General features: G+C 66.6%; 17 protein-coding genes. 13 read left to right on the plus strand and 4 right to left on the minus strand.

What is annotated here, in order from left to right; genetic code table 11:
* Positions 1–36 precede the first annotated feature (36 nt).
* From CA606_RS08230 to CA606_RS08245, 4 genes are all read right to left on the minus strand, one after another.
* Complete coding sequence (locus CA606_RS08230; protein ID WP_096051575.1) at positions 37–1,557, minus strand: PepSY-associated TM helix domain-containing protein; 1,521 nt, start codon at positions 1,555–1,557, stop codon at positions 37–39.
* Positions 1,557–2,120 (minus strand): hypothetical protein, encoded by a 564-nt coding sequence (locus CA606_RS08235; RefSeq protein ID WP_096051574.1) that lies wholly within the window; start codon positions 2,118–2,120, stop codon positions 1,557–1,559. Before CA606_RS08235 ends, CA606_RS08230 begins: the two co-directional genes overlap by 1 nt.
* On the minus strand, positions 2,117–4,447 hold the full coding sequence (locus tag CA606_RS08240; RefSeq protein ID WP_096053829.1) for a TonB-dependent receptor: 2,331 nt from the start codon (positions 4,445–4,447) through the stop codon (positions 2,117–2,119). Before CA606_RS08240 ends, CA606_RS08235 begins: the two co-directional genes overlap by 4 nt.
* Before the next feature lie 671 nt (positions 4,448–5,118).
* Positions 5,119–5,736 carry a hypothetical protein gene (locus tag CA606_RS08245; protein ID WP_181242847.1) on the minus strand — a complete coding sequence of 206 codons (618 nt, stop codon included), beginning with the start codon at positions 5,734–5,736 and terminating at the stop codon, positions 5,119–5,121.
* A gap of 89 nt (positions 5,737–5,825) precedes the next feature.
* Between CA606_RS08245 and CA606_RS08250 the strand changes: the two genes are divergently transcribed.
* From CA606_RS08250 to CA606_RS08310, 13 genes are all read left to right on the plus strand, one after another.
* Complete coding sequence (locus tag CA606_RS08250) at positions 5,826–6,914, plus strand: winged helix-turn-helix domain-containing protein (RefSeq protein ID WP_181242848.1); 1,089 nt, start codon at positions 5,826–5,828, stop codon at positions 6,912–6,914.
* 352 nt (positions 6,915–7,266) lie between these two features.
* The gene (locus tag CA606_RS08255) at positions 7,267–8,670 is read left to right on the plus strand and encodes an alginate export family protein (RefSeq protein WP_096051570.1); all 1,404 of its coding nucleotides are present in this window, start codon (positions 7,267–7,269) and stop codon (positions 8,668–8,670) included.
* An 11-nt stretch (positions 8,671–8,681) separates the two neighbouring features.
* Positions 8,682–9,974: a CmpA/NrtA family ABC transporter substrate-binding protein gene (locus tag CA606_RS08260; RefSeq protein WP_096051569.1), complete on the plus strand. Its 1,293-nt coding sequence runs from the start codon at positions 8,682–8,684 to the stop codon at positions 9,972–9,974.
* 11 nt (positions 9,975–9,985) lie between these two features.
* Positions 9,986–10,876, plus strand: coding sequence for a nitrate ABC transporter permease (ntrB, locus tag CA606_RS08265; RefSeq protein ID WP_096051568.1), 891 nt, complete (start codon positions 9,986–9,988; stop codon positions 10,874–10,876).
* A 12-nt stretch (positions 10,877–10,888) separates the two neighbouring features.
* Entirely contained in the window at positions 10,889–11,674 is a 786-nt protein-coding gene (locus CA606_RS08270) for an ABC transporter ATP-binding protein (RefSeq protein WP_096051567.1), read from the plus strand.
* Positions 11,675–11,828: 154 nt separating this feature from the next.
* Complete coding sequence (locus CA606_RS08275) at positions 11,829–12,401, plus strand: ANTAR domain-containing response regulator (RefSeq protein ID WP_181242849.1); 573 nt, start codon at positions 11,829–11,831, stop codon at positions 12,399–12,401.
* Positions 12,398–13,540, plus strand: a complete 1,143-nt coding sequence (locus CA606_RS08280; RefSeq protein WP_096051565.1) for a CmpA/NrtA family ABC transporter substrate-binding protein — start codon at positions 12,398–12,400, stop codon at positions 13,538–13,540. Before CA606_RS08275 ends, CA606_RS08280 begins: the two co-directional genes overlap by 4 nt.
* A 234-nt stretch (positions 13,541–13,774) precedes the next feature.
* Entirely contained in the window at positions 13,775–14,995 is a 1,221-nt protein-coding gene (locus CA606_RS08285) for a nitrate/nitrite transporter (protein WP_096051564.1), read from the plus strand.
* A 30-nt stretch (positions 14,996–15,025) separates the two neighbouring features.
* Positions 15,026–17,494 carry a nitrite reductase large subunit NirB gene (gene nirB, locus CA606_RS08290; RefSeq protein ID WP_096051563.1) on the plus strand — a complete coding sequence of 823 codons (2,469 nt, stop codon included), beginning with the start codon at positions 15,026–15,028 and terminating at the stop codon, positions 17,492–17,494.
* Positions 17,491–17,835, plus strand: coding sequence for a nitrite reductase small subunit NirD (nirD, locus tag CA606_RS08295; RefSeq protein WP_096051562.1), 345 nt, complete (start codon positions 17,491–17,493; stop codon positions 17,833–17,835). The genes nirB and nirD overlap by 4 nt, the downstream gene beginning before the upstream one ends.
* Positions 17,836–20,514: a nitrate reductase gene (locus CA606_RS08300; protein WP_096051561.1), complete on the plus strand. Its 2,679-nt coding sequence runs from the start codon at positions 17,836–17,838 to the stop codon at positions 20,512–20,514.
* Positions 20,504–21,277 (plus strand): uroporphyrinogen-III C-methyltransferase, encoded by a 774-nt coding sequence (gene cobA, locus CA606_RS08305; RefSeq protein WP_096051560.1) that lies wholly within the window; start codon positions 20,504–20,506, stop codon positions 21,275–21,277. The genes CA606_RS08300 and cobA overlap by 11 nt, the downstream gene beginning before the upstream one ends.
* Entirely contained in the window at positions 21,274–21,801 is a 528-nt protein-coding gene (locus tag CA606_RS08310) for a nitrate reductase associated protein (RefSeq protein WP_219933450.1), read from the plus strand. Before cobA ends, CA606_RS08310 begins: the two co-directional genes overlap by 4 nt.
* Positions 21,802–23,164: the final 1,363 nt, after the last annotated feature.

Here is a 23,164-nt window from a genome sequence, read left to right on the forward strand (position 1 = left end):
GCGCCAAAGGCAGCTCGTGGCGCGAGCTACCCATGGTCAGCGGCTTACGGTCTGTGGCCGAGTCGCTCGCGTCGTCAGGGCCAAGATCAGCGCCGCCGCGAGCAGCGCGCAATCAACGGCCCAGCCTGCGGGATCGGCCATATGGCTGCCGTACAATGCTCCATGCGCCACGGCGATCAGGGCGAGGAGGCCCGCGCATATCCGCCTGAGCGCGATGGAGACTGCAGCCGGCGCGCCAAAAACCGCCGCGAGGCACGCGGTCAGGGTCGCAAGGCCCCAGGTCGCCACCGGGGTGGGCGTGGGCGAGAAAAGGCTCACAAAGTTCGAGAAGGCGTAGGCGACAGGCTGGCTCCAGACGAAGGCGACCCAAAGGCGTTCCAAGCCCGGGGCTGGGCGGCCCTTGTCGCGACGCCGCGCCAGCCAGATCGCTACGCCGCTCGAGGTGACCGCTGTGAGGCCAAGACCCAGAAGGAAGTAGGCGACCTTGACCGGCCAGCCCCCGAACCAGCCGAAATGGAGCGGTGTCATGGCCGACAGCACCCGAAAGCCCAGAGAGCCGCTCTCGTATCCGACCTCGCCCAGGATCTGGCCCGCGCCGTCGACCACGACGGTTTCACCGCGCGACAGGCGTCCATCGGTGGCGAGATTGATGATGGCGTGCTGACCGCGCTCGCCGGGATGCTCAACATAGATGTAGGTCGCTCGCGCGTCGGGGTAGCGGGCGGCCACCGAGCCGAGGCCCGAACGGACGTCGATGACCTTGGCCGCAGGACGCGGGTCATCTTTGACGGTTGGCCCTTGGAACAGCGCGTAGGCCTTGCTGGCGTCGCCCTTGAAGGTCGCCAGGGCCAGGACGCCGACGATGATCGTCGTCAGACCCAGGAACGCGCCCGTCAGCGATACGACCAGATGGAAGGGAAGGCCCCAAACCGAAATCCGATTGTGGAGATCCGCCTCCTGCAGGCGCTTGGAGCCGCCCCATCGGAAGGCGAAGGCGTCCTTGAACACCCGAGGGTGCGACAGCACGCCCGAGATGAGCGACGACAGCAGCGCCACGCCTGTAAGCCCGACCACGAACCCGCCCCAAGCGCGGGGCAAGTGCAGCACGGTATGGAGTTCGGCCTGAAACTCTGTCCATGGCGTCCGCGCCTCGCCGACCAGCCGCCCGGCGTGGTCGGCGACATAGGTGTGCTCGCCGCCGGCCGCGTCGTCGCCGTGGATGCTCAGACGCGGATGGTCGGGTGTCGGCAGGCGCACGAGCAGGTCGTGGGCTTGGGGGATCTTGGCCAAGGCGCCTTGGACGGCGACGTCCACCGCCTGGGGCGAGACCCCTTGCAGAACTGGTCCTTGGGGCTGCTCCCAACGGCTGAACTCCTGGGTGAACACCGCCACCGATCCTGAGAAGCAGACGAGATAGATCAAGGCCGCGAACGCCAGGCCCAGCGCGGAGTGACCCGCCAGCATGGCGCGCACGAAATCCGCCGGGATCTTCGGCCAGATCGGCTTGCCTAAAGCCTTGGACTTCTCACGTGCGATTTTGTCGGGGGAAGCGTCCATCACAGCGCGCCCTTTAGGAAGGCCGCGCCCAGGGTCAGGGTCGCGACGCTGGCGAGGACCGCGAAGGCCCGCAGGATCTTGTCGTCGGAAAGGGTCCAGGCCATGCCGCCGGCCCAGAGGAACGGGACGATCAGTCCGCCGATGACCATCCGGGTTTGGATTTGGCCCGGGGCGCAGATCGCTACGGCCAGGCCGCAGCCTAGGGCGGCCACGCCCGCCAGCGGACCGGCCAGAAAACCGCGTAGCCAGCCGCGCCAGGCGACCCGCCGGCGATCCGACGGTTCGGGGGCCAGTTCGCGGGCGGCCTTCTTGCGGGCATTGCGGCGCTCAATCCCGGCGGCGACGAAAGCGAGGACCGCAGTCGACCCTACCGCCAGAATGGCGCAAGGACCACGCAGGGGCCCCATCAGCGGAACCGAGGCGGCGAGCGCCAGGATCAGGAGGCTCCAGCCGCCCAGGATCAGCCAAGGCCGTTGTGGGCCGGGGTCATCCCAGGCGCGTTTCAAAAGAACAGCGCCGGTCAGCGGCAGGGGCGCTAGGGCCAAGGCCCAGAGAGCGCTCACCAGCGGGTCTCCACGGTCAGGCCTAGGATGCGGGGCTCGCTCAGCATCGCCACGCCCACATCGGCACGGGTGTACTGGGCGTAGGTCGCGTTCAAAAGGTTCTTGCCGTACACGTAGGCGCCCCAGTGGGCGCGCTCATAGCCGAAGCGACCATTGAAGACGACGCGTTCCTTGACGACGTCGTCCTGGGCCTGCTGTAGGCCGGCTGATGAATAGCTGCGGGACCTGTAGTTGCCATCCAGGTGCGCGATCAGGCCGTTGGTCCAGCGATAGTCGGCGCCCATCGCCACCGTCCAACGCGGCGCATAGGGGAACTGCGACCCCGCCAGATTGCGGGTGTCGACGCCCGATGTGATCTTGAAATCGTCGAACTTGGTCTTGGTGTGACCCAGCGAAGCGTACCACGATAGGGCGGGATTGACCCGCTGGGCGACTTCGAGCTCAAAGCCGTAGAGGTGCGACTTGCCCGCGTTGCGGACCTCGTAGTCATAGCTGTTGAGACCCAGGTTCACCGTCACCTGCTGGTCCTTCCAGTCGACATAGAAGGCGTTGGCGTTGAGCGTCAGGGCGCCGTCGAGCCAAGCGGTGCGTAGCGCGGCCTCGTAATTCCAGGTGTATTCGGGATCATAGGCCGCCACGGTCGAGCGGGCGATGTTCACCGTCGAGCCGCCGGATCGGTAACCGCGTTGAGCGACAAGGCTGGTGTTGATGTCCGGCGTCCAGTCGTACTTGAGCCCGACCTTCGGAAGGAAGGCGTTGAACGTGCGGGTGTCTTTGGGCGCGCTGGAGCTAGCCTGCGCCACCATATTGGCGACGAAGGCGTTGACGAGGGTCACATAGGGCCCATAGGCCCCAAAGGCCGAAGCTGTCGGATAGGCCCCCGTGAACCGCGCGACCTGGCCGCTGCTGCTGGTGTTCTTCTCGTGGTCGTAACGGAAGCCGCCCAGCAAGCTCAGCTTCTCGGTCAGGGCGACGCTGGCGTCGGCGAAGATGGCGCTGGTGTCGATCACTGAGGGCTGGTCGCCCGAATAGTCCACCGGGATCACAGGTAGGGCCGCGATGTAGAGATTGGCGAAGGCGTTGGCCTGGGCCGCGGCGGCCGCCTGTTGAGCCGGGGTCGGGCTAGGCGCGCCCGCCAGCAAAGTCGCGCTCAGCACGTTGACCAGGGTCGCGCGCGGGAAGTCTACATTGACTTGGCTGGTGCTCTTGTCCTGCGCGTCCCGCCGGGCGTGGTAGAGGCCAACCAAGCCTCTCAACCGCTCGCCTTCATAGTTCAGGCGCAGTTCCTGGGATGCGGTGTCCGTGTCTTGTCGCCTTGCGCCGTAAGACGTTCGAACAGGCGTGAAATCCATATCATAGGTGGCGTCCGTCTCCACCGTGTTCAGGGAGGCGATCGCGTTCAGGGTCAGCGCCTCGCTGAACTTGTAGGCGACGTCGGCCGTGATAACGTCCGTCTTGGTCTTGGTGCGGTTCGGTTCACCCGACAGGTCCACGCGGTGCTTATAGTAGTCAGGCGTGTCGATCCGAGCGTAGGTGAACTGATACCCGGCGTCGCGGTCGCTGTGGGCGTAGGTCAGCGTCGCCCTCAGGCCGGGCAGGGCGGTTGGGGTAAAGAGGAGCTTGCCCCGTAAGGTCAGGCTGTCCAGCGCGTCGGTGTCGCGCTTGAGCGTTGGGTTATAGACGAACCCGTCGCTGTCCTTCTTTTCCACAGCGGCGCGGAAGGCCAGCTGGTCCGTGACGATCGGGCCGCCCGTAGCGAGCGCGAACGTGCGTTCATCGCCGCTGGCCAAATTTATCCGCGCTCGGAATTGAGGCGTGTAGGTGGGGTTGGCCGAGGTGATGATCACCGCGCCGGCCAGCGAATTGCGGCCCTGCAGGGTTGACTGGGGGCCGCGCAGGACCTCGACTTGGCCGATGTCCCACATCTCCAGCGGGCCGCCGTAGACGGCTTCGATGGGCAACGCCGCGCCGTCGACATAGACCGTCGCCAGCCCTCCGGTCCCGCCGCCCGAGACGTTCATATTGCTGACACCCCGGATCGTGAAGCCGGTCTTGCCGTAGGTTTCGCTCATGTTCGCGGTCCGGGCGACCACGTCATAGAAGGTCTGGATGTTCTCGCGTTCGATGCGTGCGGCGGTTGTCACCGCGACGCTGGTGACGGTCTGTTGCAAGGACCGCGAGGCTTTCTCGCCGGTGATAATGACGGCTTCCACCGCCGAGGACTGGTCGTCGAGCGACGGCGAGGCGCCGGCTCCTTCCTCGGCCCTGGCGGCATGGGCCAAGCCCATAATCGCGAAAGAGCAAGCGCTCAGCAGAAAACGACGCATGAAAACCCCCGGACGAAACATGGCCGAGGGCGCTACTTTAGATAATATTGAGAGTCAATCGCATTTGCATCTTTAGGGGCTTTGGGTTCGATCCGGCCGAGAGAGTCGCGGTCCGATTCACCCGGGGGGGCGTGGTCCGCCAAGGTACCCCCTGCCTCTGCTGAAAGCCCAGCGGCTAAGCCTGATCAGAGCGTCCTGCAGTCACTGGTCGTCGAGCCAGAGATCAAGGACGACCGGGAAATCGGCGACTACATCGTCGGCGCGGGCAAGGGGCGTCGTCAGGCTCTGCGTCTGCTGGCCAAGCGCGACGCGCTGGCCAACTGCGTGCCGGCGCGCTGCGTGGTCGAACACCTTTGTGTCGCACGCAGACTGGCCCACTCCGAACCGACCACAGCCATTGCGAACGCCCCACGCAAAGCCTGACCTTTCAGGATGGGATTGCGCCAGCGCCTCACCATCGCAAACCGGCTAAGATCAGCGGACCTGGCGGTCATGGCGCTGCGAAGTTTGGGCCAGGCCCCGCGGCCTTCTTTGGCGAGCCATCCTGCGCGGGCCATGGTGAAGGGGCCCTGGCTGAGCTGGTCCAATTTCCGTCTCTCGGAGTGCGTGTCATCCGAGAGCGACGATGGCACGACCCCTCGCTGGTGCGCCGTAGCCCCGGCGCGGACCTGTCAATTCTGAGGTTTGGTTTGGCGCGCTTTGTCTGATCTTGCGACACGATGCGCGCCTGACGCTCGACGGAACAAAGCCGCCGATGCAAGCCAGAGAAGGCTAAAGACGATGCTGAGCACAATGACCGGTCGCGGCCAGTTCTCCGAGCCCTCGCCCCAGCCCCTCCAGACCGCAACAACGCCGATAGCGACTTGAAGCACGGCGGCCGAGGCCATGGCCCGCGCTAGGCCCGCCGCACGAAACCGACTAACCACCGCGCCCACAAAGGCGGCGATGATCACGCCCAGATAGAGCGTGTTCGCCGGATGGTCTTCCGAGCCGATGATGCCCACAGCGCCGTTGAACCACAGCAAGAGCGCTGATGCGAGGACGGCGAGGCCCGCGCCAAACCGATACGACCAGGCGCCCGAGGCGCGCACCGCCAGCTCCCCAATCCCGCCCGCGCCGATAAGAATGATCCCCGCGAAGACGAAGTCGGAGGTCGTCCACCGAACCTCATCGGTAAACTGCATGGCGATGGCTGGGGCGATCAACAGGCCCGCAACCACTGTCCAACCGATCAGGCGCAGGGCGATGGGAAGTCGATCATTCTTGGTCGATGCGATAGGGTTCGTCATTGCCTTCATTTCCGGCTTGGGTGAGGCTTGGACGTTGGAGGCGAGGGCGGTGAAAGTCCTGAGCGCCTCGTGAGGAAACCCTGAAAACAGTGCCCAGCCTCTACAGTTTCGGCCCTTTCGTGCTGGAGCCTGCGAACCGCCGCCTGTCTGCGAACGGGCGACCGGTGGAGTTGTCTGGACGCTATCTGGACGCGTTGGTGCTGCTGGTCGTCGAGGAAGGGCGGCTGGTGACCAAGGCGCGGCTTCTGGACGAGGTATGGAAGGGCGTTCCGGTCACCGAAGAGGCGCTGACCCAGTGCGTACGATCTCTGCGCAAGGCGCTGGGAGACGAAGCGGGACGACCAAGGTTCATTGAGACCGTGCCTCGGCACGGGTATCGGTTCATTGCGTCGGTGACCGCCGCTGAAACCGCTGAAGCAAACAGCGATGCGGCGCCGTTCGAGCCCCGTCCACGGCGTGATCGGCGCCAAGCCCTGTCGCACTTCCTGGGCATGGGCCGAGCCGGCCTTATCGGCGGCGGCGCCGCCGGACTGGTTGGCGGTCTGGCCTATGGCTTCGCAGGCGTTGCGGAGAGCGGCGCCGGCGGCGCCTTGTCGGGCCTCGTCGTGCTCGCGGCTCTGACGGCCGTCATCGGCATGATCGGCGGCTCGAGCGTGGGCTTCGGCGTCGGCGCAGCGGCCTTCGCCTCGCGAAATCGGGGGGCGTGGCAGGCTCTTGGCGGGGCGTGCGGCGGAATGCTCATCGGCGGCCTCGTCAGGCTGGCGGGGCTGGACGCCTTTGCTCTGCTGTTCGGGTCCGCGCCGAGGACCATGACCGGCGCCGGCGAGGGCATGGCGCTGGGCGCGGCGATCGGCGTCGGGGTCTGGATCACACGGGCGCGGCGACGGCGGACGGCCCTGACGTTCGGCGCCCTTCTGACGGCGGCCGCAGGTGCGGGCGCGACGCTGCTAGGCGGGCGGCTGATGGGCGGCAGCTTGGCCGCCCTTGAGGCCCAGTTCCCCAGCGCCCGACTGGAGCTTGGGCGCCTGGGCGCTCTGTTCGGCGAGCCGACATTCGGCGCGATCAGCCAAGCCGTTACAGCGGGACTGGAAGGCGGGCTGTTTGGTGCGGCCATGGTGTTGGCGTTACACATCGAGCAGCAGCAACAAGGGCTCGGCGCGCCCCCAGACCGTCCGTGACGTCTCTCCCCGCGTGGCGTGTTTAGGGACCCAAATCCTGGCCGTCGGATCGCCAAATGGCCGCCGAGCGCGACAATAGTGAGCAGAGATCTGCGCCGGGGTGCTTTGCTGCTGTGCAATATTCATACGCGGAAGGCTTAGGCGGGCGGGGGAGGCCGCTTGTCGGTTGTCGTCGCCGCCAGTCTCTCGTCAACTATCGGTGACACGGGGAACAACGACGTTTCTCGTTGGCTCGAGAGAGCCGCCGGCGGCGCTGTAGGCCGTCAGGCAAGCTTGGACAACGACGTCCGGAGGGACCGCTGCGCGCGGTCTCGCCGGGCGTTTTTTTGTTTTGGCCTTAGGGGATGAAGGCATGAAATCCGTCCGATTAATGCTGCGCTGCGGCGCGGCCGTGAGCACGCTCGCCTGGAGCACAGCCGCTTGGTCGCAGGCGGCGCCCGATCCAAACGCTAAGGTCGCCGATCCGACGTCCGTCGAGCAGACAGGCGCGGCCGAGCCCGCCGCAGAACCTGAGGCGCCGCCGGCGCCAGCGCCGCCGCCACCAACCCTCAGCGACCAGATCGGCGCGGGGAAGCTGATCCTTGAGGTGAGGAGCCGCTACGAGACAGTGGATCAGACCCGCACGGCCACCCTGCGTGACAAGGGCGAGGCCTTCACGGTCCGCACCCGGCTGGGCTGGGAAAGCGCGGAGTTCAAGGGCGTCAAGGGGCTGGTGGAGTTCGAGGATGTCCGCCAAGTCGGCAGTGAGCGCTTCGCCGTCAACGTGCCGGGCGTCGCGACCGCGCCACTGAACGGGCCCGACAAGGCGCGCTATCCGATCATCAACGACCCCGACGTCACCGAACTGAACCGGGCCCAGCTAACCTGGACGCCGAACGCCGTGGCGCAGATCACCGCCGGCCGCCAGCGCATCCTGCTGGATGACCAGCGCTTTGTCGGCAATGTCGGCTGGCGACAGGACGAGCAGACCTTCGACGCGATCCGCGCCGACGTGGCCTATGGCCGGTTCAAGGCGACCTACGCCTATGTCACCCACGTCAACCGCATCCTGGGTGAGCTGCGGGACTGGGACAGCGACAGCCACCTCTTCAACGCCACCTGGTCGCCGGCTGAGGCGCTTCGCTTACAGGGCTTCGTCTATGCTCTGGACTTCGGCAATTCGGCGATCAATTCATCGATCACCAAGGGGGTGAAGGCGTCGGGTAAGACGTGGCTGGGGCTGTACCAACTGGCCTACAACGCCACCTTCGCCCGCCAGTCGGACTATCGCCGCAACACCGTCTCCTACGATCTGGACTATGTCGGCGCGGACCTGGCGGCCACCTTCGACATCTACACGGCCAAGATCTCGTACGAGTCGTTCGAGGGCGACGGGGCGCGGGGCTTCACCACGCCGCTGGCCACGGTCCACGCCTTTAACGGCTGGTCTGACGCCTTCACTTCGCCGGGCGGCAACAAGAGCTTCGTCGACGGTTTCGAAGACCTTGACCTCAGTTTCAACATCAAGCCGCGCTTGCGGGCGAGCTACTTCTTCAACAGCGACATCGTGGTTCGCTACCACGACTTCGACGACCACAAGACCGGCGCTGACCTGGGTCACGAGTGGGACCTGCAGTTCACCGCCGCGATCACCACCAAGCTCTCCTTCCAGCTCAAGTACGCGGACTTCCAGCGCGCGAAGACCGTGCCTGTCGGCACGGCGACCCCGCCGCCATCGCGGACCAAGACCTGGCTCACCCTCGAATACAAGTTCTAGCCCTGGGATCTGTGATCATGACCAAGACTGACACGCCAATGTCTGGCCTGACCCGTCGCGGCGCCCTGATGGGCGCGGCCGCCACGCTCGCCGCCGCCAAGGCCGCCTTCCCGAGCGGCGCTCACGCCGCCGGCGCCGGCCCTGAAGTCGCCAAGGCGCGCCTGGGCTTCATCGCCCTGACCGATAGTTCGCCGCTGATCATCGCCAAGGAGCGGGGCCTGTTCGCCAAGTACGGACTGCCCGATGTCGAGGTGACCAAGCAGGCCTCCTGGGCCGCCACGCGCGACAACCTGGTGCTGGGCGCCGAACGCGGCGGCATCGACGGGGCGCACATCTTGACGCCGATGCCCTATCTGATGACCACCGGGACTATCACCGGCGGCGCGCCCACGCCCATGTACATCCTGGCGCGCCTGAACACGAACGGGCAGGGGATCTCCGTCGGCAATGACCTGAAGTCCGTGAAGGTCGGACTCAACAGCGCCGGCGCCAAGGCCAAGTTCCTGCAGATGAAGGCCGCCGGCAATATCGCCAAGGTCGCCATGACCTTCCGGGGCGGCACGCATGACCTGTGGATCCGCTACTGGCTGGCGGCCGGCGGCATCAACCCCGACGTCGATGTCTCGACCATCGTCATTCCGCCGCCGCAGATGGTGGCCAACATGAAGGCGGGTACGCAGGACGCCTTCTGCGTGGGCGAACCCTGGAACGGCCAGCTGGTCAACCAAAAGGTCGGCTACACCGCCTGCCTGACCTCGGAGCTGTGGATGAACCACCCCGAGAAGGCGCTGGGCATGCGGGCTTCCTGGGTCGACAGGTATCCGCGCGCGGCCCAGGCGATTACGGCTGCGGTGCAGGAAGCGCAGATGTGGTGCGACAAGGCCTCCAACCTGCCGCAGATGTGTTCGATCGTCTCGGGTCGCCAGTACATCAATGTGCCGATGGGCGACATCCTGCCTCGCCTGCAGGGCACGGTGGACTATGGCGACGGTCGCACGCTGAAGAACTCCCCGCATCGGATGAAGTTCTGGGCCGACAACGCCAGCTTCCCGTTCAAGTCCCACGATCTGTGGTTTTTGACCGAAGACATCCGCTGGGGCGTGCTGGCGCAAAAGACCAACACCAAGGCCCTGGTCGACAAGGTCAACCGCTCGGACATCTGGCGCGCCGCCGCCAAGTCGATCGGCCAGAGCGGTCCGGCCGGCGACAGCCGCGGGGTCGAGCGCTTCTTCGATGGCAAGGTGTTCGACCCGGCCAATCCGGGCGCCTACCTGGCCAGCCAGCCGATCAAGAAGCTGGTCTGAGGAGGCGGACAATGGCCTATCCCAAGCCCGTATTCAGCCCTGCGTCGCCAACCTCGCCGCCGTCGCTGGAGCCCACACCCGCTCCCAGGCGGCCCTCGATCTTGCCCGCGCTGACGCGGCGGGCGAGGGGCGTGGCGGCTACGACCTTGCCGCCCCTGCTGACCCTTTTGCTGATCCTGGCCCTCTGGCAGGCGATCGTCGGCGACGCCTACGGCGGACTGCCCTCGCCCAAGCAGGTCTGGCTGGAGTCCAAAGAGCTGATCCTCAATCCGGTCTATGACAACGGCGGCGTGGACAAGGGCCTGTTTTGGCACGTCGCCACCAGCCTGCAGCGGGTCGCGATCGGCTTCTCGATTTCGGCGGTGGTCGGCGTTTTGCTGGGCGTGTTCGTCGGCTCCAACCTGTGGGCGCATCGCAGCCTGGACCCGATCTTTCAGGTGCTGCGCACGGTGCCGCCGTTGGCCTGGCTGCCGATCTCACTGGCGGCGTTCCATCAGGCTCAGCCTTCGGCCTTGTTCGTGATCTTCATCACCGCGATCTGGCCGATCATCATCAACACCGCCGTCGGGGTGCGCAATATCCCCAGCGACTATGTCAACGTCGCCAAGGTGCTACGGCTTTCGCCCATCGAGTACTTCTTCAAGATCCTGCTGCCGGCCACCACGCCCTACATCTTCACGGGCCTGCGGATCGGCATCGGCATGAGCTGGCTGGCCATCGTCGCCTCGGAGATGCTGCTGGGCGGGGTCGGCATCGGCTTCTTCATCTGGGATCAGTACAACGCCTCGCGCATCTCCGACATTCTCGTGGGACTGGCCTGGGTCGGTCTGACCGGGTTCTTCCTCGACCGTTTGGTGGCGCTGGTCGGCCACGTCGTCTCGCGCGGCAGCGCGGCCAGCTAAGGATAGACACAGATGGCCAAGGCCTATCTTTCCATCGAGAACGTCGGCGTCACCTTCGCCAAGGGCTCGGTCCGCAGCGAAGTGCTGACCAGCGTCGACCTGAAGATCGACAAGGGCGAGTTCGTCTCGATCATCGGTCACTCCGGGTGCGGAAAGTCGACCTTGCTCAACGTCGTGGCGGGCCTCGTGCCCGTCACCACCGGAGCGGTGATCCTGGATCGCCAGGAGGTCAACGCCCCGGGGCCTGATCGCGCGGTGGTGTTCCAGAACCACTCGCTGCTGCCGTGGCTGTCGGTCCGCGAGAACGTGTCGCTCGCGGTCGACAAGGTGTTCGGCCGCGCCAAGTCGGCGGTCGAACGCAAGGACTGGGTGCTGCACAATCTTGAGCTCGTGAAGATGACCCACGCGCTGGACAAGCGTCCCTCGGAGATCTCGGGCGGCATGAAGCAGCGGGTCGGCATCGCCCGCGCGCTATCGATGGAGCCCAAGGTCCTGCTGCTGGACGAGCCTTTCGGCGCGCTGGACGCCCTGACCCGGGCGCACCTGCAGGACAGCGTCATGGAGATCCATTCGGCGCTGAAGAACACGGTGCTGATGATCACCCACGATGTCGACGAAGCCACCCTGCTGTCCGACCGCATCGTGATGATGACTAACGGCCCCCGCGCCTGTGTAGGACAGGTGCTGGAGGTGCCGCTGGATCGCCCGCGCGACCGTCTGGCCGTGGCCGAGCATCCGACCTACGTCCATGCCCGCGCGGCGGTGATCGAGTTCCTCTACGCGCGGCGCGCCGCGTGACGGGGTGGGCGTCGGCGTCGCCTTTGGGGCTCCTCGCACCGAGGCGCCGGTCTTCTGGGCGTCGGCGCCTTCATTTTCAGCACTCCACGCGTCGAGGCGATATGGGGCGGATTCCTGCTCCCGATCCCGGCGCGCGGACCTAGGACTGCGGGCGATGCGCGTGCTCGTGATCGATCCTGACGCCGCCCGAGCGGCGCTTGTGGCCCAGGGCCTCGAGGGGGTTCAGCCCTTGGAGGTCCGCCACGCGGCCGTCTACAACGAAGCCGAAGTCGTCGCCTTCGCGCCCGATGTGGTCGTGATCGCCGCTGAGAGCCCCGACCGGGACACGCTGGACAGCCTAAGGGAGTCCAGCCAGGGCCACCCGGTGGTGATGTTCGTGGATCGCTCCGAACCGGGCCTAGCGGAGCAGGCCGTGCGCGCCGGCGTGGCGGCCTATGTGGTGGATGGCCTGGCGCCGGGGCGGGTGCGGCCGATCCTGGACGTGGCTATGAGCCGCTTTGCCTTGACCCAGCAGTTGCGCGGCGACCTGGCCAAGGCCAAGGCCGATTTGGAGGCGCGCAAGACCGTTGAGCGCGCCAAGGGTCTTCTGATGAAAGAGCGCGGCCTTGATGAGGACGGCGCCTACCGGCTGCTGAGGAAGCTGGCCATGGATCGCGGCAAGCCCATCGGGGCGGTCGCGGCCGATCTGCTGGCGTTCGCTGGCGTGTTGCGGGGAGACGGCGCGTGAGCGGCTTCCTGGATCTGCGCCTGGGCTTCATTCCTCTGACGGATTGCGCGCCGCTGGCCGTCGCCAAGACCATGGGCTTCTTCGCCGAGGAGGGGCTGGAGGTCGAGCTGTCGCGCGAAGTCTCCTGGGCCACCGTCCGCGACAAGGTCGCGGTGGGGGCTCTGGACGGCGCGCATATGCTGGCGCCGATGGCCTTGGCCGCCACCGGGGCGGGCGAGGCCGACATCATTGCGCCGATGGCGTTGAACCGTAACGGCAGCGCGATCACCGTGTCGCGCGCGCTGGCGGGCGCTCTGCACGCGGCTGATCCGGCGTCTGCGGATGCGGCCACCACCGCTGCGGGCTTGGCGGGGGTGGTCGAGGCGCGGCGTGTCTGCGGTGAGCCGCCGTTGACCTTCGCCGTGGTGTTTCCCTATTCGATGCACAACTACTTCCTGCGCTACTGGCTGGCGCAGGGCGGTGTCGATCCGGACAAGGACGTGCGCATCGTCGTCATTCCGCCGCCCCGTATGGTCGAGCAGATGCGGGCGGGGGCGGTGGACGGCTTCTGCGTCGGCGCGCCTTGGAACGCGGTGGCCCAGGCGGAGGGAGTCGGGGAGATCCTGATCACCGCCTCCCGGTTCTGGCCGTCTGGTCCTGACAAGGTGCTGGGCGTGGCGGAGCGCTTCGCCTCGACGCGGCCCGATGACCTGAAAGCCTGCCTGCGGGCGGTGATGCGCGCGGCCGCGTGGGCCGACGCGCCGCAGAACCACGAGAGTCTGGTCGAACTCCTGGCGCGGCCGGAGTGGGTGGGCGCAGCGCCCAGCGCCATCGCGCGCGCCCTGAAGACCGAGATTGTCTTTCACCGCGATGGGGCTGGTCTCCCGAGGCCCGAGCATGGCCTGTGGTTCGCATCGCAGATGGTCCGCTGGGGACAGGTCGATGCTGACGCTGATCCCGATGCCCTGGTCACGCGCGTCTACCGCCCGGATCTCTATCGCGCGGCCGCACTGTCGCTGGACCCCATTCTCGATCCAGCGCTGAGCTTCGAGGACGCGGCGACCCCGGATATAGCGCGGCTGTTCGACCAGCGGCCGTTCGATCCCGCCGCGCCTCTGGCCTATGCCTCAAGTTTCGCCATAGGTCGCCTGCGTGACTGACCTGCTTAAATCCTGAGCGCTGTTGTCGCTCATTTGCTGAGCAAGCGTGCGAGATCGCAGAGCCTGAGGGCGGCTCGTCGCCGTGCAGGTGACTCCGACCCTCCGCTACGCTCAACCTAGATACAGGCCACCGAACAACGGCGTTCGCGGCTGCCAGAGGACCGCTCCGATGCGGTCAGTCGCCCGAGGCGCCGCCGCCTCGCTCTCGCAGACACGCAGCCGATCGAGGCCATCATGATCTCCCGCGAATTCCTCAAGGCCGGACACGCCCCGACTCTGTTCGCCGCCTTTCTCTATTTCGACCTCAGCTTCATGGTCTGGGTGATCCTGGGTCCGCTGGGCGTGGCGATCGCCAAGGACTTCAATCTGGACCCGGCCCAGAAGGGTTTGATGGTCGCGGTGCCCGTGCTCGCCGGCGCCCTGCTACGTCTGGTCAACGGCGTGCTGGTCGACCGGATCGGCCCCAAGAAGACCGGGATCATCGGCCAGTTGATCGTACTGGCCGGGCTGGTGTTGGCCTGGGCGGTGGGGCTGCATAGCTATCAGCAGATCTTGGCGCTGGGCGTGATCCTCGGCGTGGCCGGCGCTTCGTTCGCCGTGGCCCTGCCGCTAGCCTCGCGCTGGTATCCGCAGGAGCATCAGGGGCTGGCCCTGGGCATCGCCGGGGCCGGCAACTCCGGCACGGCCCTGGCCGCGCTTTTCGCGCCGGCTTTGGCCAAGACCTTCGGCTGGCAGAACGTTATCGGATTGGCGGCGATCCCGCTGGCCTTTGCTTTCGTCGCCTATCTTGTTCTGGCCAAGGATGCGCCCGAGCAGCCCGCGCCCAAGAAGCTCTCGGCCTATCTCGATGTCCTCAAGGTTCCGGACGCCTGGTGGCTGATGCTGCTTTACGGCGTGACCTTCGGCGGCTTCGTGGGTCTGGCTTCGTCCCTGACGATGTACTTCAACTCCGAGTATGGGCTGGACCCTGTCGTCGCGGGCTTTTTCACCGCCGCCTGTGTCTTCGCCGGCTCATTCGTCCGGCCGGTCGGCGGCGCGCTGGCTGACCGCTACGGCGGGGTTCGGACGCTGAGCGTCGTTTATGTGCTGGCCGCGATCGGCCTGACGGTCGCCAGCTTCCAGCTGCCGACGGCCGCCGTGGCCTTGGCGGTCCTGCTGTTCGCCATGCTGGCCTTGGGCGCGGGGAATGGGGCGGTGTTCCAGCTGGCTCCGCAACGGTTCCGCAACGAGATCGGCGTCATGACCGGCTTGATCGGCATGACCGGCGGGATCGGCGGCTTTTACCTCGCCTCGACCCTGGGCCTAGCCAAGAAGCTGACCGGCTCCTACCAGTCCGGCTTTATCGGCTTCGCTCTCTTGGCCGTCTTCGCCTTGATCGCGCTGTTTAGTCTCAAGGCCCGCTGGCGCGCGGTGTGGCCAACCCTGCACGGCGACGCCGCGCCCGTCCGCGTCTAACCCCCGGCGCCCCCCTCAATGAGAAGCTTCATGACCCAAGCTACGCCCAAATTGCGTCTGGTCGTCATCGGTAACGGCATGGCCGGTTGCCGGGCGGTCGAGGAGGTGCTCAAGCGCGATCCTGACCGCTACGCCGTCACCATCTTCGGCGCCGAGCCGCGCGTGAACTACAACCGGATCATGCTCTCGCCGGTCCTGGCGGGCGAGAAGGCGTTCGAGGATATCGTTATCAATGACGAGGCCTGGTACCGCGACAACGGCGTCACCCTCTGCGCGGGCCGGGCGGTCACGAGCGTCGACCTCGTCGCCCGCTCCGTCACCGCCGAGGGCGGCCTTGAGGTTGGCTATGACAAGCTGATCCTGGCCACCGGTTCGGACCCGTTCCGTCTGCCGCTGCCCGGCGGTGACCTGAAGGGCGTGGTGACCTTCCGCGACCTCGACGACGTCAACGCGATGTTGGACGCCTCGTCCAGGCCCGGCGCTCGAGCCGTGGTGATTGGCGGAGGGCTGCTTGGGCTCGAAGCCGCCTATGGCTTGGCGCGCCGTGGCATGGCCGCCACGGTCGTCCACCTGATGGACGTTCTGATGGAGCGCCAGCTAGACGAAAGCGCCGGCTACCTGCTGCGCGAAGCCCTGGCCGATCGCGGCGTCGAGACGGTGCTGGGCGCGCACTCCGAGGAGATCGTCGGCGCGGATGGCCAGGTCACGGGTCTCAAGCTCAAGGACGGTCGCGTCCTGCCCTGCGATCTGCTCGTCATGGCGGTCGGCATCCGTCCGAACACGACCCTGGCCAAGGCCGCCGGCCTGACCGTCAATCGCGGCGTGGCGGTGGACGACGCCATGCGAACCTCCGATCCTGATGTCTTCGCGGTCGGCGAATGCGTCGAACACCGGGGCCAGTGCTATGGGCTGGTCGCACCGATCTGGGAGATGTGTCGCGCGCTGGCGCAGGCGCTTACGGACGGGGAGGGGAGCTATCAGGGTTCGGTTCTGTCGACTCGCCTCAAGGTCTCGGGTGTCGACGTGTTTTCGGCCGGCAAATTCGCCGGCGGCGAGGGGTGCGAGGACATCGTGTTCCGCGACGCTGCGCGGGGCGTCTACAAGCGGGTGGTGATCGAAGACGGCAAGCTGGCCGGCGCGGTGCTGTTTGGCGACGCGGCTGACGGCGGCTGGTACTTCGACCTGATGAAGGCCGGGGCCGATGTCGCCAGCATTCGTGAGACGCTGATCTTCGGCCAAGCCATTACCGAGGGGCTGTCTGGCCTGGACCCTAGCGCGGCCGTTGCAGCCATGCCCGATACGCAGGAAATCTGCGGCTGCAACGGCGTCTGCAAAGGGGCGATCACCTCTGCGATCACGGCTCAGGGCCTGACCACGCTGGACGATGTCCGCGCGGTGACCAAGGCCTCGGCCTCGTGTGGCTCGTGCACGCCGCTGGTCGAGCAGGTGCTGAAGCTGGCCCTGGGCGACAGCTTCCAGGCCCAAATCGGGCCTAAGCCGATCTGCAAATGCTCGCCCAAGACCCATGGCGAGGTGCGGCGCGCGATCGTCGACCAGGGCCTGAAGTCGATGCCGGCGGTCATGCAGGCTCTGGAGTGGTCGACGCCCGACGGCTGCGCCTCGTGTCGCCCCGCCCTGAACTACTATCTGCTGTGCGCCTGGCCAGGCGAGTATCGCGACGACAAGCAGTCGCGCTACATCAACGAGCGGGTCCACGCCAACATCCAGAAGGATGGGACCTATTCGGTGGTGCCGCGCATGTGGGGCGGCATGACCAGTCCCGCCGAGCTACGGGCCATAGCTGACGTGGCCGAGAAGTTCGCCATCCCGGCGGTTAAGGTCACCGGCGGCCAGCGTATCGACCTCTTGGGCGTCAAGAAGGATGACCTTCCGGCGGTCTGGGCCGACCTCAACGCCGCCGGGATGGTCAGCGGCCACGCCTACGCCAAGGGCTTGCGCACGGTGAAGACCTGCGTCGGCTCCGACTGGTGCCGGTTCGGCACTCAGGACTCCACCGGCCTTGGCATGCGGCTGGAGAAGTTTCTCTGGGGCTCCTGGGCGCCGGCCAAGGTCAAGCTGGCCGTGTCCGGCTGCCCCCGCAATTGCGCCGAGGCCACCTGCAAGGACTTCGGCGTCGTCTGTGTCGACAGCGGCTATGAGATCCACATCGGCGGCGCGGCCGGCCTGCACATTCAGGGCACGCAGGTCCTGACCCGGGTGGCCACCGAGGACGAGGCGGTCTGGGTCATCGCCGCCGCCATGCAGCTCTACCGTGAGGAGGGCTGGTACCTGGAGCGGGTCTACAAGTGGATGGACCGGGTGGGCCTGGAGTCCATCCGCGCCCAGGTCACCGATCCCGACCAGCGCAGGGCGCTTTACGACCGCTTCGTCTACTCGCAGCGCTTCGCCCGGATCGATCCGTGGGCCGAACGGGTGGCGGGCCGCCACAACGAGGAATTCACCCCGATGAGCCGCCGGATGGAGTTCGTCCCCGCATGAGCACGCCTGTGAAGACCCCGGTCTGGATCGACGTCGGCGCGGTGACGGACGTGCCTCGGCGGGGGGCTCGCCGGGTGCCCAGTCCGCAGGGCGACATCGCCATCTTCCGCACCGGCGACGGCGACGTTTTCGCCCTGATGGATAAATGCCCGCACAAGGGCGGGCCGCTCAGCGAAGGCATTGTCCACGGCCGTGCGGTGACTTGCCCGCTCCACGCCTGGAACATCGACCTGGCCACCGGCGAGGCGATGGGCGCTGACAAGGGCAAGGGCTGCGCGCCCGTGATCGCCCTGCGTGTCGAGGACGGCCGCCTGCTGCTCAGCCTGGATGGCAACCTCTAGATGGCCGACGGCTCCGCCGCCCTGACCGCCACCCGCACCGCCTGCCCCTATTGCGGGGTCGGCTGCGGCGTGATCGGCGCGACGGCGGCCGGGGCGCGCGCGGTGGCGATCTCTGGCGACGAGGCTCACCCCGCCAATCACGGCCGACTGTGCTCGAAGGGGACGGCTCTGGGCGCGACGGTGTCGCTGGCGGGAAGGCTGCTGGAGCCGACGATCCAGGGGCGCAGCGCCAGCTGGGACGAGGCGACGGCCCTGGTCGCCCGGCGCTTTCGCGAAACGATCGCCCGGCACGGTCCCGACAGCGTAGCCTTCTATGTGTCCGGCCAGCTGCTGACCGAGGACTATTACGTCGCCAACAAGCTGATGAAGGGCTTCATCGGCTCGGGCAATATCGACACCAACAGCCGCCTTTGCATGGCCTCGGCGGTGGTCGCTCACAAGCAGGCGTTCGGGGCCGACCTGGTGCCTGGTTGCTATGAGGATCTCGATCTGGCCGATCTGGTGGTGTTCAGCGGCCACAACGCCGCCTGGACCCATCCGGTGCTGTTCCGGCGGATGGAAGCGGCCAAGGCGCGCGGGCAAAAGCATGTGGTCATCGACCCGCGCCGCACCGACACCGCCGAGGGCGCAGATCTGCATCTGGCCCTGGCCCCGCAGAGCGACGTGCGGCTCTGGAACGGGCTGCTGGCTGATCTGATCCGACGCGGCACGGTCGACACGGACTTTCTGCGCGACCACGTCGACGGCTATGCGGCGGTGGTCACGTCCCTCGCTGAGGACGACCAGTCGCCGGCGGCCGTGGCGGCGGACTGCGGCCTAGCCCTTGCGGACCTGCAGACCTTCTTTGATCTCTTCGCCGCCCATCCGCGCACGGTCAGTCTGTTCTCGATGGGCGCCAACCAGTCGGCCCAAGGCGTCGCCAAGGGCCTGGCCATCATCAACGCCCACCTCGCAACGGGGCGGATCGGCAAGCCCGGCGCCTGTCCGTTCTCGATCACCGGCCAGCCCAACGCCATGGGCGGGCGCGAGACCGGCGGCATGGCCAACACCCTGGCGGGGCACATGGATTTCTCCCCGGAGGAGCGCGACCGCGTCGCGCGCTTCTGGGGCGCGCCGAACACGGCCCGCGCGCCGGGTCTGAAAGCCATTGACATGTTCGAGGCGGTGCGCGCCGGTCGCATCAAGGCCCTGTGGGTGATGGCCACCAATCCGGCCGTCAGCCTGCCCGATAGCGGCGCGGTGCGCGAGGCGCTGGAGCGCTGCCCGTTCGTGGTGGTCTCCGACTGCGTCGAGACCGACACCACGGCCTTCGCCGACGTGAAGCTGCCGGCCCTGGCCTGGGGCGAAAAGGACGGGACGGTCACCAATTCCGAGCGGCGCATCTCACGGCAACGGGCGTTGTTCTCAGCGCCAGGCCAAGCGCGCGCCGACTGGCGGATCATCGCTGAGGTCGCCCGGGCCATGGGCTTTGACGGTTTCGGCTGGCCCCACGCGGCGAGCGTGTTCCGCGAGTGGGCCCGCCTGACGGCCTATGAGAACCAGGGGCGGATCCTCAATCTGGAGGGCCTCACCCGGCTGGATCCTCAGGCCTATGGCGCGCTGGAGCCCGTCCAGTGGCCGGTCGATACCGAGGGGCGGGGCAGGGCGCGTCTGTTCGAGGACGGCCGCTTCCAAACCGCCAATGGCCGCGCGCGTCTGGTTCCGGTGCGGCCTCGCGGACCGGCCGAGGCGACCAGCGACAAATTCCCCATGGCGCTCAACACCGGCCGCATCCGCGATCAGTGGCACACCATGACGCGCACGGGTCTGGCTGCCGACCTCTGCCGCCACGCGCCCGAGCCCTATGTCGAGGTTCATCCCGACGATGCGCGGTCGGTCGGTCTGGCCGACGGAGCCTTGGCCCGCGTCATGACCGCCCGCGCAGAGGCGGTGGTTGTGGCCAAGGTCAGTGACCGTCAACGGCGCGGGTCGTTGTTCATGCCCATGCACTGGACCGACGCCTTCGCGCCGGCTGGACGAGCCAATACGCTGGTCGCGCCGATGACTGACCCGGCCTCGGGCCAGCCGGAGTTCAAGCATACGCCCGCGCGGCTAGGCGCTTATCGTGAGACCTGGAAGGGCTTCTTCCTGGCGCGAGGATCGGTAAGGTGCGTTGACGCCGATCTGGTCTGGCGGCGCATTCCCCGCGAGGCCTGCCAACAGCACGAGTTCGCCGGTCGCGGCGATCCGTCCCAGCGCGAGACGTTGCGCAAGCGACTGATCCGAGGGTTGGAGGGCGAAGTCGTCGCCTATCAGGACCACGCCACGGGCGCGCGTCGCGAGGCCTGGATCAACGACGGGATGCTGGTGGCGGTGCTCTATCTGACCGAGGGCGGCCGTCTGCCGCCACGCGACTGGCTGACCGAGCTGTTCGGCGCCCCGCTGACCGCCAAGACCCGCGCCACCCTGCTGCACGGCTTCCCGCCCGGCGCGCCGGTCGACAAGGGCCCGATGGTCTGCGCCTGCCTCAAGGTCGGCGGCAAGGCCATTGAGGCGGCCATCGCCGGTGGGGCCGACACCGCTGACGCCATCGGGGCTGTTACGGGAGCCGGGACCAACTGCGGCTCCTGCCGTCCCGAGCTCGGCCGCATGATCCGTATCTGGGCCAACACCAAATCGGAGACCGCTGATGTCCTCTAGCCTTCAGCCTGGCCGCGTGCTCCTTGTCGGGGCGGGGCCCGGTCCGGTCGATCTGATGACGGTCCGGGCGATGCGCGCCGTCCAGGAGGCGGGCGCTCTACTCTACGACGCTCTGTGTTCTGATGAGGCCATCGCCCTGGCCCCGTCCGGTTGCATTCGGATTCAGACCGGAAAGCGCGCGGGCAAGCCCAGCATGAAGCAGGACGAGATCAACCGCCTGATGCTGCGCCTAGCGCGTAGAGGCCTGCGGGTCGTGCGTCTAAAGGGCGGCGATCCGTCGATCTTTGGCCGTGTCGGGGAGGAAGCAGCTTTCCTCAACGCCGCCGGGATCGCGACGGAGGTGGTGCCGGGTGTTACGGCGGCATGCGCGGCCGCAGCGCAGTTTGGATTTCCACTGACGCATCGGGGGCAGGCGCGGCGCGTGGTCTTCACGACCGCCCGCGTCGAGGCTGGCGCTGTTGTTGGGGATTGGCGCGTCGGCGCAGATCCCGAGGTGACCATAGCGGTCTATATGGGGAGCAGGGTCGCTCCCGATTTCGCCAAGGCGCTGGTTGTCGCCGGGCGCGCGAGCTCAACGCCCGTGGCCGTCGTCGAGCGAGCGGGCGCGACCGATGCGCGCCTAACCACGACATTCCTAGGCGCGTTGACATCAAAATCAGTCGAGACCGATGGCGGCCCCGTACTCATCGTGGTCGGCGACGTCGCGCTCGCGGCGCAAGATCAGGGCGGAATGGACACTGACCTTTCACGGGAGCGCGCATGATGGCCTGCTTTGAAGCGAGCGCCACGCCCGAGGCGGCTCGAAACATGACGATAGAAGTTGGTCTGTTCGCCTTTGAGCGCGACTTCTCCGGATCCTTGCGTTGCATTCCGATGATCGTGCGGTTCAAGTTGGATCGGGTCGGGGTAAAATTGACCCTGAGGCAGTGGAGCCAGCTCGGGCGCGCCGAGCGCGAACGATTGGTTCTCCAGGCCTGTGACGCGCCCGATGAGGCTGCTGCCTATCGGGCCAGTTTGATTGCGGATCTATTCGCCCGAACTGACCAGCAGCCGGATGTTTTCGAGCCGGACCCTGCTCCGGCTTGGTCTTGCCGGGAGGCGGTCGCCGAGAGTGTCGCGACTTGGTGCGCAGGTCTTGGCCTTGCGCCGCCTCAAGCCGCGCGCTGGGCGCAACTTTCGGCGCTGCAACGCTTCACCTTAACCAAGCTGAGCCGTCCTGGTCACGACAACGAGAATTTCATCGCCGCAATGACCGAATTTGGCCTCATGGGTCAGGCCTTCGAGTGAGCATCGGGTTTAGCGATCGCAGCCATGGCCTTAGGTCTGGCGCACCAGCATCCGTTTCTCCGCCGCGCCCGCCAGGCGCGTAGCGGATCAAGCCTAGTTCAGCTTCCGGAATTTCCAGGGACGCGCTTAGGCCGCCCCGGAAAATGTCCCGTAAGCTGACCTTGAGTTGCGCGCCAGACAGCCGAAATGGCCTAGACCCGTTCTGGGTGTCGCCACCTCAAACCGAATGCGATCCACCAGGCGAATGAGAGCAGTCCCGCCAATAGTCCGAGTGGGCCGATGACCCAAGTCCCGAGCGCAGCCGCGCAAAAGACCACGCCCAAGATCCTCACCCATGGCGGCAATGCGCCAGTGGGCGCCAAGCTCACGGTCAGAACGAAGAGCCCGCTCGTTGTTAAAGCGGCCAGACCCGCCCAACCTGCCCAATGCCCGATCTCGGGCTTTGCCATAACCACGGCCGTGGCGCCCACCACAGCACTCCCGACAAGGAGGCCCGCCGTCGTCCAACCCGTCACTAGGATGACGCTGCGGGCACGCTGGTGACGAAGTCGCTGGAAAAGCAGCGTTGCTATGGTCGTGAGCGCGAGGGCGCTGACGATTTTAACGAGTTCTGCGCCAACGAGTAATGGTCGGACGCGCTGAGCAGCCTCGACGGCGACGCTGTTTAGCCGACCATCTTCAGCGCCCGTTGAGGCCACAATCGCGACGCCAAGTATTAGCGAAAGCAAGGTGGCTGTGGCTTGTACGAAGGCGGGTAGGCTTGGCGAAAGAGATCTATGCACAGAGCACCCCAATTTTTATGTGACCGAGTGGGCAGGGACATTTTAGCGAAGTCAATCGCGCCTCGATGGACGCCTAGGCGATGCGCCCCCCAAAGTCCTTGACCCTTCTGATCTTGCATATTCGATCCGTGAAGCTGGTCCGTTAGGTCCATCACGGGGCGTGAGCGGTGTACCTATCTGGTGAGACCGGCCGCGGATTGAACGCGGCGGACGACCACAAGAAGTTGTGGTCAACATCGAAGAGCGAGAGTCATTTCGACGTCAGCGTCGACGGGCTCGCTTGCCGGTGAAATTGCGCCTATCAATAGTTCATGGACGTAGAGATCGCCGTATTCATCGCCGATTGGATGGGAAAGAACACGCACGTTCTCGAAGAGATCGTCTTGCTTCAGGGCGACGATCCCACGACCAAGTAAGGCGCAGCGATCCTCGACCAGATGGCGGTCGCGGTCGACTGGTCGCCAGATCCTGCGCGAGCGGCCCGAGGCCTGTCTTGATTTAACCGGTCGATCCGGGTCTGCGGACCAAGAAGGCGCCGAGCACCTCTCGACCCACGCAGCCTGCGCCGGGGCGGCGCCAGA

It is taken from the genome of Caulobacter vibrioides (assembly GCF_002310375.3).
Lineage (GTDB): Bacteria > Pseudomonadota > Alphaproteobacteria > Caulobacterales > Caulobacteraceae > Caulobacter > Caulobacter vibrioides_D.